The following is an 11930-nucleotide window of genomic DNA, read 5'->3' as shown; positions in this document are numbered from 1 at the left end:
TTAGAAAATTAAATAAGGAGGTGCTCCTGTGAACGCAGTAACGATTATCGTAGCAGTTATCGTCGCCGCTATCGCAGTTGTTATCACTCTTATTGTTTCTAATCAAATTCACGAGAAACAAGGCAAGAACAAGGTGGATTCTGCCGAGGCAAAGGCTCGTGAGATTATTGATGAGGCAGTTAAGAGCGCGGAAGCTAAAAAGAGAGAAGCTATGCTTGAGGCAAAGGAAGATGCCATGAAGCAGAAGAACGATCTCGATAAGGAAATCCGTGAGCGCCGAGCAGAAATTCAGAGAAGCGAGCATAGATTATCTCAGAAGGAAGATAATCTTGATAAGAAGCTCGATGCAGTTGAAAAGAGAGACTCAGAATTAGCTCGTCAGGAACAACAGCTTAACAAGCAGCGCGAGGAAGTAGCAAAGCTTAATCAGCAGCGTGTGCAGGAACTAGAGAGAATCTCAGGACTTACCTCCGAACAAGCAAAAGAACAACTTTTAAAATCTGTAGAAGAAGACGTCAAATTAGACGCAGCAAAACTTATTAAAGAGAGCTTAGCTCAGGCAAAGGATGAGGCTGATAAGAAGGCACGTGAAATCGTAGTTAGTGCTATTCAGAAGTGTTCAGCAGATCATGTTGCTGAGACTACCATTTCAGTAGTGCAGCTCCCTAACGATGAGATGAAGGGACGTATCATTGGTAGAGAAGGACGTAACATCCGTACACTCGAGACCATGACAGGCGTAGAGCTTATTATTGATGATACACCTGAGGCAGTTATTTTATCTGCATTCGATCCAGTAAGACGTGAAATTGCACGTATTGCATTGGAAAAGCTTATTGTAGATGGACGTATTCATCCAGCTAGAATCGAAGAGACAGTAGAAAAAGCTAAGAAGGAAGTAGAACAGCAGATCCGCGAGGAAGGCGATGCAGCCGCACTTGAGGTTGGTGTTCAGGGAATTCATCCAGAACTTCTTAGATTACTTGGAAAGATGAAGTTCAGAACCAGCTACGGACAGAATGTATTAAAGCATTCTATCGAGGTTGCTCAATTATCAGGATTACTTGCTGCAGAGCTTGGTCTTGATGTTAGGGTAGCAAAGCGTGCAGGTTTATTGCATGATATTGGAAAGGCAGTAGATAGAGAGCAGGAGGGTACACACGTACAGCTCGGTGCAGATCTTTGCCGCAAGTACAAAGAGTCTCAGACAGTTGTAAATGCTGTTGAGGCACATCATGGCGATGTTGAGCCAGAAACTCTTATAGCTTGTGTTGTTCAGGCAGCTGATACAATTAGTGCAGCAAGACCTGGTGCAAGACGCGAGGCTATGGAGACATACACAAACAGATTAAAAGAACTTGAAGAAATTTCAAACAGCTTTAAAGGTGTTGAAAAGTCTTTTGCTATTCAAGCAGGTAGAGAGATTCGAATCATGGTGGTTCCTGAACAGGTTACAGATGCCGATATGGTCATCATGGCAAGGGATATTTCAAAGCAGATTGAATCACAGCTAGAGTATCCTGGACAGATTAAGGTTAATGTAATTCGTGAATCAAGAGTTACAGACTACGCAAAGTAAATTATCTTAGCGGGTGGTTATCCACCCGCTTTTTTTGAACAAATTTTTACCACTATATCTCAAAAAGGTTGATTTACCGTATTGAAAGTATTAAAATACTACCTAGAAGTTGTGATAGAGGGAGAAACAAATGGAAAAGATTGAAAGAGTAAAAAGAGAATTAGTGCACAAGGGAGCTATCCTTGATATTTATGAGGACACAGTTAGGCTACCAAATGGCAAGGAAGAAAAGTGGGATTTTGTTAGCCATAGAATGGGGGCTGCTTGTGTATTGGCAGTTCGACCAGATGGTAAGCTTTTGATGGTTAGACAGTATCGAAATGCTTTAGACAGATTCACATTGGAGGTTCCTGCTGGTAAGCGTGATTCTTTGGATGAAGATACAAGCATCTGTGCAGCAAGGGAGCTTGAAGAAGAGACAGGTTATAGAGCGGGCAAACTTGAAAAGATGCTGGCGCTTAAATCTACAGTGGCATTTTGTGATGAGTTTATAGATGTGTATCTTGCTACTGATTTGGAAAAGATCGGTGAACAGCATTTGGATGAGGCAGAAGATATTGATATAGAAGCATATGATTTGAAGGAGCTTATGGACATGTGCTATGAAGGAAAGCTGCAGGATGCAAAGACTGTGGCAGCTATTATGGCATATGCAGCTAGAAGATAAAAGCAGGAGGATAGCATGGAAGAAGACGAGAAGATTCTTGAACTAGAAAAGAAAATTGCAGAGCTTGAATCTGATTTGGCTGAGATTAAAAAGCTAAAATCATCTAAAGTCGAAGAAGCGGTTGAACCTGTAGTAGTAGAGCAGCCAGCCCCAGAGCCTGTAGTAACAGAGCAACCTATCCAAGAGCAGAATATCCAAGAGGAGCCTGTGCAGGTGAGCACTGAAGCAGAGCCTGCTAAAGTGGAGCATCCAGAGATTTCAAAAAGGGTATATCCAAATTATTATGATATTCCTGCATCGCCTAAGAAAGAGGAAAAAGTTAGCATAGAGTCATTTATTGGTAAAAACGGAATGGCTATTGGAGCTTCTTTTTTAATTTTCATAGCAATGGTAATGTTTGCATTTCTGATTGTGCCAAACCTTGGGGACACAATCAAAATGATTGCAATGTTTGTATTCAGCTTTGCCTTAATCGCAGCAGGTGAGCTACATGCCATGAAAAAGGGTGTAAATCCATGGAACACATCACTTACTGGTTGTGGAACTGGAGCAGTATTTGTATCACTGTTTATCGCCTATGGTCATTTCGAAGTTTTGAATTTGATTAGCATGTATATATGCTTTGTTATATGGGCGGCATGTCTTTGTTTCTTAGGTAATAAGAAAAGTATCGTATTTACGATAATTGGCCAGTGCGGAGTTGTGATTTCATCAATCTTCAGTGCAGATCAATTAGATGGAGCAGATTCATTTGTAATTGTAGTAGCTATGCTCATTTTGGCAGAGTCATCATATCTGATTACTGATTTTATTAAAAAGAATTATTGGGGCTCATTTGCATCATGGCTTGGCATAACACTATCATTTACGCTAGTTACTGCATCGTATTATAACAATGATGATTTTGTTCATAATGTAGCTGAAGCATTTGATGTGATAATGGTAATTATTATATTCGCTATTGTAATGTATACATCATTGGTACAGATTTTATTTGTGGATAATGAGACAAAGAATTTGGCTTATTTGATTCAGTCTGTTGTCACCATATTCCCATTTGGGATTGTCATTCTCTATTCATTAGATGCTTACATAGGTGATATCTATTTCCAAGATATTGCAAATATGATTTTTATAGTTGCAGGTATAACCCAATACTACGTAGTGGATAAGTATGCTAAAAAATCAGAAAGTCATGCCTTTAACTATGTTGCCCAAGGATTTTTTGCGCTTTTAATAGTTGTGGCAAACGTCAATCTAATGACATCTGAGCAAATGGGAATAGTTTTTATCGGTGGAGTGTTTGCTATAGTAATTCAGGCACTTGCTTATTTATACTCTAGAATTAATAAAAACATCGTTGCGAGATTTTTAGGATTAGCTGCGATACTTATTTGTGTCATAGCTGATTGTGAGTACGATCAGATTGAATATGTATTTACATTACTGATGTTTTTGATAATTGTTGCAGAGCGCATTATTCAAAAGGCAGAAGATAGGAATACTGGTTATGACAACATTCTTTACGTAATAGGGATGTCGATGATAGCTAATCTTATTATGGATTCTGATTTTGTTTTTGACTTTGATTTTAATTACAAAATAGAATTTATTTGCGTGGTTCTGTCAGTGCTTCAGGTAGTTGCTTATATTAAGAAATTTGGAGAAATCAAAACAGCAGACGATAAGTCGATGAATCCTATGTTTTTAGGTGTTAACGGTATTGTTTGTGTATTGCTTTATGTATCAGTTATCTTAAATGTAAATGATTTTACAGAGATACTATACTGTGCGTTGTTAGTGCTTCTTTGCAGCTTGAATGTAAAGGAATTCTTGGAAAAATACAGTTGGGCAGGAGCTTATGTGGCTGCCAAGTATACATTCCTTTTAGCAGCGATTTTAGGGGCACATTCAGCCTATGGAATCATGTTCAGTGGAGCATTCTTATGTATAGCAATTGTATCTATCGTATTAGGCTTTTTGAAAAACTATAAGTCTATGAGACTATATGGACTTGTGTTGTCAATTATCAGCGTTATTAAGCTAGTGCTTGTGGATATTAGTTATGATGAGCTGCTTTACAGAGCGTGCGGATTCTTAGTTTGTGGTATTCTTTGTTTTGCAATTAGCTATATATACAACAAACTGGATAGGAAGGATGTCTTAAACGGTTAATAAGATAAAAAAGTCTCAGGCGTTTGCTTAAAGCGAAGCCTGAGACTAATATTTTGCTTAGATTCTTTCTGCGATGGTGTAGAGAAGATGACGTGTATCTTCCCAACCGAGGCAAGGATCGGTGATTGATTGACCGTAGGTCTGATGATCAGATATTGGCTGGCAGCCTTCAACAAGGTAGCTTTCAACCATAACGCCCTTAACAAGGCTCTTGATTTCATCAGAGTGATTGCGGTTGTGCATGACTTCCTTGACGATACGAATCTGTTCCTTAAACTGTTTGTTAGAGTTTGAATGATTTGCATCGATGATGCAGGCAGGATTAACTAAATCCATTTCTTCGTACATATTATGAAGACGGATAAGATCCTCATAATGGTAATTCTGAGTGCTGTTGCCGTGCTTAGATACAGCGCCACGCAAAATTGTGTGGGCAAGAGGATTGCCTGTAGTCTTTACCTCGTAGCCTGAGAATGTAAAATGATGTGGGTGCTGTGCCGCATATACGGAATTAAGCATAACAGAGAAATCGCCTGAGGTTGGGTTCTTCATACCAGAAGCAACATCAAAGCCTGAAACTGTAAGGCGGTGATGCTGATCCTCAACTGAACGGGCACCGATTGCTACATAGGAAAGCAAATCATCTACATAGCCCCAGTTCTCAGGGTAGAGCATTTCATCGGCAGCAGTGAGACCAGACTCTGTCATTGCGCGAATGTGCATCTTTCTCATGGCGATAAGGCCTGCAACCATATCAGGAGCCTCATTTGGATCTGGCTGAGAAGCGATGCCTTTATAGCCGCTGCCAGTAGTACGAGGCTTGTTGGTGTAGATACGAGGCACTACAAGGACTTTATCTTTGATGTCGTCAGCTACGCGAGCTAATTTTTCAATGTACTCGCAAACGGCATCTTCGTTGTCGGCAGAACATGGACCGATGATACATAAAAAGCGATCGTCCTTGCCTGTAATAATATCAGCAACCTCTTTGTCACGAGCTGCTTTGATTTGTTGAATGTTTTGAGGTACAGGAAGCTGCTCCTTGATTTCCTCAGGTGTTGGCATTTTTTTTAGGTACTGGAAACTCATTTTTATGTCCTTTCTATTAGTAAAGATATTTCTAGTTTATACATCGAAGCATTTAGCTTTTATAAGTGGTACAGGCATATTCTTACCTGTCCAAAGCTTGAAAGCGGCAACCCCCTGGTATAGCAACATGTATTTGCCGTTCATTGTTTTGCATCCTATTGATTTGGCATCCTTAAGAAGCCTTGTCTCAGGTGGATGATAGATTACGTCGCATACGGTAAGGGAAGGACGTAGCATTTCCTTTGGAACAAGAGATGTATCGTCATCACCCATACCTACATTAGTGGTGTTGATGAGGATATCGCTTTCTTTAATAGAAAATGCAAGTGCGTTTGTATCGGCCATATCGTAGACAAAAACGTCGCAATCAGTGGAATGGGTGATTTTATCGGCGAAGTCTACAGTGTCCTTAAATGAGGCGTTCTTGCGCTTGAAAATGTTGATCTTGGCAACGCCATCGTATGCAGCCTGAACAATAATAGAAGTAGCAGCGCCCCCACATCCTAATAAAGTGATAGTAGTATCTTTATAATGGATGCCGGAATCAGACATGGCCTGTAAAAAACCTATGCCATCAGTTGTGTAGCCTTTAAATTTGCCATTTTCAGCAACTACCGTATTTACGGAATTGGCTAACTGGGCACCCTCGTCAAGCTCATCCAAAAAAGGAATGATGCTAGTCTTATAAGGCATAGTAACATTAAAACCGCAGCAGCCTATAGCTTTCAAACCGTTAACTGCATCTTCAAGACCATTTTTTGGTACATCAAAGGCCATATAGCAATTATCAAGCTTAAGCTCATTAAAGGCAGTATTATGCATTGCTGGGGATATGCTGTGCTTGGCAGGAGAGCCAAGTAGACAATAAAGATTAGTAGAACCAATTGGACTCATAATTACATCATTCCTCTCTTAAAAATTTAAACTATTGTAGTTTATTTTAACGCTTTAGTCAATTAAAGTTTACATTTTAGCCAGCCTTTGTTAAAATAAATCGGCAAGTAAATACGTAGGCGTAGCGTAGCTGGATAACGCATCGGACTCCGACTCCGAAGACCGCCGGTTCGAATCCGGCCGTCTACAGTTATCTAACATACGTATTTTAAAATTGGAGGACTTATGGATATTCAAGATATTAAAACAAAAATTAAGGGTATTTTCGATATATGTGTAGATTTCGTAATTAAAAATAGGAGATATTTCCTTGCAGGATGTATTTTCATAGTGATGGCGCTTTTATTGTTCCTTGGAACTAGTCCAAAGAGCGGCTCAAGCAAATCATCAACACCAAGTAGCGTCACTAAAAAATTCAAGACTAAAAACAGCGATGAGCTCGTAAAGCTTATAAATGATTACTACACAGCATATGCTGCTGGTGATACAGATACACTTTCTACTATCGCAACACCTGTTAGTGATCAGGAAGTTAGCTACATACAGTTCTATAGCCAGTACATCGATAGCTTCAACGATATCAAGATTTTCACAAAGCAGGGCTTAAATGATAAATCATATTTAGTATCTACAGAAGTAAATGTTAAATACACTGATATCGAGACACAGGCTCCTGGCCTTGATTTCTTCTATGTTGAGACAAATGAAGATGGAAAGCTTTACATCAACAACACATATGGTTCATTCAACCAGAACAACAACATCTACGAGATGGATGCAGAGATTTCAGATTTAATCAGCGTATATATCCGTCAGCAGGATTTACTTGATATGGAGGCTGATATTGCAAAGGCATATGATGAGGCACTTGCAAGTGATGACAGCCTTAACGTATTCTTCTCAGAGACATTGCCAGCAGCTCATCAGCAGTGGCATAAGGATTACGAGGAACAGGTAGCTGCAGCAGAAGCAGAAGCTGCTAAGAAGGAAGAAGAGGAAGCAGCTGCAGCTGAGGAAGAGGCTGAGAAGCAAGCTCAGGAAGAAGAGGAAGCAAATTCATACTCAGGTACTGTTAACTCAAGAGCAAATGTTAGAGAGTCTGCAGACAAAGAAAGTGATAAGCTTGGTTCAATAGATAAGGGAACTTCAATCACTATCTACGGTGAAGAGGGTGACTTCTACAAGTTTGATTACGAAGGTAAGAAAGCATACATCACAAAGGATGCTGTTACAGTAAGCTCAGATGATTCAACTGAGACAACAGAGGAAACATCAGAGGATGAGTCAACAACAGGTGGCAGCCTTGCAGAGGGAACAGAGGTAACACTTACATCTACAGTTAATATTCGTTCACAGATGGATTCATCAGCATCAAAGGTTGCTGTAGCTTATGCAGGTGAGAAGGTTACAGTTGTTATGAGCTATGCAGAAGGCTGGACAAAGGTTAAATATGGCAAGAAGGAAGGCTATATCAGAACAGACCTTTTAAAGTAATATAAATTAATCGAGAGTGATATGGAGACCATGTATTTGGTCTCCATTGTGCTATATTTTTGGAGGAAATATTTGGAAGAGAGTATCAGACTTAATAAGTTTTTAAGCGATGCTGGTGTGTGCAGTAGGCGAGCAGCCGATAGAGCAATAGAGGCTGGACAGGTGCTTGTCAATGGAGAGCCTGCAGTGATGGGGCAGAAGGTATCTGCCAGTGACTCAGTAGAATTCGAAGGAAAGATAGTTTCCAATGCAGATAAAAAAGCTGTTCTGGTGGCATACAATAAGCCGGCAGGAATCGTCTGCACAGCTGAAAAGCGTGAAAAGAATAACATCATCGACCATATTAATTATCCTGAGAGGATTTATCCTATTGGAAGGCTGGATAAGGACAGCACAGGGCTGATATTGCTCACAAATCAGGGTGATTTGGTTAACAGGATAATGAGAGCTGTTAATGCTCACGAAAAGGAATACATCGTATCTGTTGATAAAGAAATCACTGGCGATTTTATCAAGAAGATGTCAGCAGGTGTGTACTTAGATGAGCTTGAGGTGACCACACGTAAATGCAAAGTGAAAAAGCTTTCTAACAACAGCTTTAACATCGTTTTGACACAGGGATTGAATCGTCAGATTAGGCGAATGTGTCAGATGCTAGGGTACAAGGTTCAGACTCTTAAGCGTGTTCGCATTATGAATATTGAGCTGGGAGAATTGAAAGAGGACACCTACAGAGATGTGACAGAGGATGAATATAACAAGCTTTTGAAAATGCTTGAGGGGTCTAAAAACTAAACTGGTAGAGGAAGAATAATGGAATTAAATGAATACAAAAAATTGATCGATACCATAGATTATCATATGGATCGTTATTACAATCAGAACGAGCCGGAGATTTCTGATTTTGAGTATGATCAGCTAATGCTTCAGTTGAAGGAGGCAGAAAAGGCGCATCCTGAGTGGGTAACACCTGATTCTCCAACACAGAAGATTGGCGGCGTTGCCATGCGTGAGGCCGGTGTAAAGGTTACACATGATGTGCCAATGCTTTCCATCGAGGATGTTTTTGATAAAGCAGATGTGGTTGCCTGGATTGATAAGGTGAAGACTGTTCATCCGGATGCTAATTTCTCAGTAGAGGCAAAAATAGATGGACTTAGCATGACACTCAGATATGAGAGGGATTCAATGGGCAAGCTCAAGCTGACTCTTGCGGAGACTCGCGGTGATGGACTTATCGGCGAGGATGTTACAGCAAACGCTCTGGTGATTCCAGATGTAAAGCAGTATTTGGATTTGCCTTACGATAGCTTGCAGCTTCGTGGCGAGGTCTATATGTCTCACGAGGACTTTGAAAGATTCAACAGCGAGCAGGAGCTTAAGGGAGCAAAGCTTGCGGCTAATCCTAGAAATCTAGCAGCAGGAACACTTCGTCAGCTTGATGCTAAAATTACAAAAGAGCGTGGCCTGAAGATGTTTGTGTTTAATGTGCAGCAGGGGCCAGAGGAGCTGACTCTTAGCCATTGCGATGGCATGGATATCTTGGAGGCACACGGGGTGCCAACAGTATTCCATAAGAAGTGTGAGAAAGCAGAAGAAGTTCTTGCAGTAATCGATGAGATTGGAAATCTTCGTGGTGAATTCCCATTCGATATAGATGGAGCGGTTGTCAAAATCGACCAGGTGGCCTATAGAAATGATTTTTCTACAAGCGCTAAGTATTCAAGCGGTCACGTGGCCTACAAGTATCCACCTGAGGAAAAGGAGACAAAGCTTTTAGATGTAGAGCTTTCGGTGGGAAGAACAGGAAGAGTTAATCCTACAGCCATTTTCGAGCCAATTCGTTTATGCGGTACCACGGTAAGCCGTGCCACACTTCACAACCAGGATTTCATTGATGATTTGGATATCGGTATCGGAGATACGATAGTGGTTTATAAATCTGGTGAAATCATTCCGAAGGTAAAGGAAGTGGTGCATGCCAAAAGGCCTGCTGGTGTGGCGACATACAAGATTCCAAGTGTATGTCCTGTATGTGGCGGCGAGGTATCAAGGGATGCTGACACGGCAGATATGAAATGTACTAATCCAAGTTGCCCGGCGCAGCTGGTGCGTCACATCATCAATTTTGTATCCAGAGATGCAATGGATATCAAGGGATTTGGCGATGTGTATGTGGAGGATTTGGTGCAGCAGGGCTACATTAAGGATATAGCCGATGTCTTTGCATTGAAGGAACACAGAGAAGAGCTTATCGAAAAGGGAATCATTGGAAAAGAGAAAAATACGGACAAGCTTCTTGGGGTTATAGAGGAAGCTAAAAACAATGATGCATACAGATTATTTACTGGATTTGGAATCCCTAATGTAGGTAAAGCGGCTGCAAAGGCTTTGCTTGGCCAGTTTAAGGATATTCAAAAGATTATGGCTCTTACTGAAGAAGAGCTGGTACAGGTAAATGATATCGGTGAAATAAGTGCAAAATCTATCTTCGACTATTTACACAATCCAGTGAATGTTGAAATCATAGAGCGTTTAAAAGCCTATGGTGTAAATATGGTTGAAGAAGAAAAAGAGGGGGCGACAGATAAGTTTGCCGGACTCACATTTGTCATTACTGGAACCCTTCCTACAATGGGAAGAAAAGAAGCTCAGGAGCTCATCGAATTAAATGGTGGAAAGTGCTCCGGCTCTGTTTCCAAGAAGACAAATTACCTGGTTGCCGGAGAGGCTGCCGGCAGCAAATTAGACAAAGCAAATGCACTTGGGGTGGCAGTTATATCTGAAGAGCAGCTGCTTGAAATGGTGAACGCTTAGGCTCGCATGAAACATTTTTGTTTACATGAAGGAGCCATAGATGTAATATATTACTAAAATTTTCAAACATTACCTAACGGAGAAGAGACTATGCCAATTAGAACACAAAACGATTTGCCTGCAAAGGCTATACTAGAACATGAAAATATTTTCGTAATGGATGAGAACAGGTCTACCCATCAGGACATCAGACCTATCTCAATTGGAATACTGAATCTAATGCCACTTAAGGAGGCAACAGAGCTTCAGTTGTTGCGCTCGCTTTCCAATACACCTCTACAGGTGGATGTGACATTCCTCACAGTAGGTAGTCATGAGAGCAAGCACACTAGTAAGACTCATTTGGACACATTCTATGAGCGCATTGAGGATGTGTATGACAGATATTTTGATGGTCTTATCATCACTGGTGCCCCTGTGGAGCAGATGAAATTTGAGGATGTGGATTACTGGCCAGAGCTATGCAAAGTGTTTGAATGGACCAAGACTCATGTAACATCTACACTGCATCTTTGCTGGGGATGTCAGGCGGGGCTTTACTATCGTTATGGCATAGAGAAGTATGATTTGGACGAGAAGAAGTTTGGAATTTTCTCTCATCGCGTTCAAAATCGTAAGATTCCACTTGTCCGTGGGTTTGATGATATTTTCTATGCACCACATAGCCGTCACACTGGCGTGCGCACAGAGGATATTGAGGCCTGCGAAGATCTGGTTGTGTGCGCAAAAGGTGAGGAAGCTGGCGTGTTCCTTTGCATGTCTAAGGACGGCAGCAACATCTTCGTAATGGGCCACCCAGAGTACGATCGCTACACTCTTGACAGTGAGTACAAGCGTGATAAGGGCAAAGGCCTTGAGATTGCCTTGCCAGTGAACTATTACCCTGATGACGACCCAAGCCAGAGACCATTGCTTCAGTGGAGAAGTCATGGGAATATTATGTATTCTAATTGGTTGAATTATTACGTATATCAGAACACACCTTATGAGTGGAATAAGATTAGCGAGAAATAGAGATTTAGGTGATGCTAAGTGTCGTGGCAAAGGCTGCGGCACTTTTTTTATCACAAGATGTCTATAAGCCTGCTAATTCCTGCTGGGCTGTGATAGATTTTGGCCGATTTGAATTCGGATTTATCACAAGCGAACGAAGACATGCGGGTTCCGGGCCTTCTTGCGATATAAATTCGTTGAAATTCTCATATTTTTATCGCA

At 41.0% G+C, this 11930-nt stretch carries 9 protein-coding genes and 1 tRNA gene; 8 read left to right on the top strand and 2 right to left on the bottom strand.

The window, feature by feature from the left end; genetic code table 11:
- Positions 1 to 58 precede the first annotated feature (58 nt).
- From rny to T498_RS0114195, 3 genes are all read left to right on the top strand, one after another.
- Entirely contained in the window at positions 59 to 1579 is a 1521-nt protein-coding gene (gene rny, locus T498_RS0114205; protein ID WP_442960128.1) for a ribonuclease Y, read from the top strand.
- Positions 1580 to 1709: 130 nt separating this feature from the next.
- Positions 1710 to 2246 (top strand): NUDIX hydrolase, encoded by a 537-nt coding sequence (locus T498_RS0114200; RefSeq protein WP_028236493.1) that lies wholly within the window; start codon positions 1710 to 1712, stop codon positions 2244 to 2246.
- Between the two features lie 15 nt (positions 2247 to 2261).
- The gene (locus tag T498_RS0114195) at positions 2262 to 4421 is read left to right on the top strand and encodes a DUF2339 domain-containing protein (protein WP_028236492.1); all 2160 of its coding nucleotides are present in this window, start codon (positions 2262 to 2264) and stop codon (positions 4419 to 4421) included.
- Positions 4422 to 4478: 57 nt separating this feature from the next.
- On the opposite strand, the gene T498_RS0114190 is transcribed toward T498_RS0114195, so the two are convergent.
- Entirely contained in the window at positions 4479 to 5510 is a 1032-nt protein-coding gene (locus T498_RS0114190; RefSeq protein ID WP_028236491.1) for a 3-deoxy-7-phosphoheptulonate synthase, read from the bottom strand.
- 36 nt (positions 5511 to 5546) lie between these two features.
- On the bottom strand, positions 5547 to 6404 hold the full coding sequence (locus T498_RS0114185) for a shikimate dehydrogenase (protein ID WP_036978692.1): 858 nt from the start codon (positions 6402 to 6404) through the stop codon (positions 5547 to 5549).
- Between the two features lie 115 nt (positions 6405 to 6519).
- Between T498_RS0114185 and T498_RS0114180 the strand changes: the two genes are divergently transcribed.
- The 5 genes from T498_RS0114180 (at position 6520) to metA (ending at position 11729) form a co-directional block, all read left to right on the top strand.
- Positions 6520 to 6593: transfer RNA gene (locus tag T498_RS0114180), tRNA-Arg, on the top strand.
- Between the two features lie 36 nt (positions 6594 to 6629).
- Positions 6630 to 7898: an SH3 domain-containing protein gene (locus tag T498_RS0114175; RefSeq protein WP_051524866.1), complete on the top strand. Its 1269-nt coding sequence runs from the start codon at positions 6630 to 6632 to the stop codon at positions 7896 to 7898.
- A 72-nt stretch (positions 7899 to 7970) separates the two neighbouring features.
- The gene (locus T498_RS0114170; protein ID WP_028236488.1) at positions 7971 to 8693 is read left to right on the top strand and encodes a pseudouridine synthase; all 723 of its coding nucleotides are present in this window, start codon (positions 7971 to 7973) and stop codon (positions 8691 to 8693) included.
- Positions 8694 to 8711: 18 nt separating this feature from the next.
- Positions 8712 to 10715: an NAD-dependent DNA ligase LigA gene (gene ligA / locus T498_RS0114165; protein ID WP_028236487.1), complete on the top strand. Its 2004-nt coding sequence runs from the start codon at positions 8712 to 8714 to the stop codon at positions 10713 to 10715.
- A gap of 90 nt (positions 10716 to 10805) precedes the next feature.
- Positions 10806 to 11729, top strand: coding sequence for a homoserine O-acetyltransferase MetA (metA, locus tag T498_RS0114160; RefSeq protein ID WP_028236486.1), 924 nt, complete (start codon positions 10806 to 10808; stop codon positions 11727 to 11729).
- Positions 11730 to 11930 lie beyond the last annotated feature (201 nt).

This window comes from Pseudobutyrivibrio sp. MD2005 (assembly GCF_000621865.1).
Lineage (GTDB): Bacteria > Bacillota > Clostridia > Lachnospirales > Lachnospiraceae > Pseudobutyrivibrio.
Note: the sequence above shows the minus strand (reverse complement) of the source record. Positions and strands in the feature narration are given on the sequence as shown.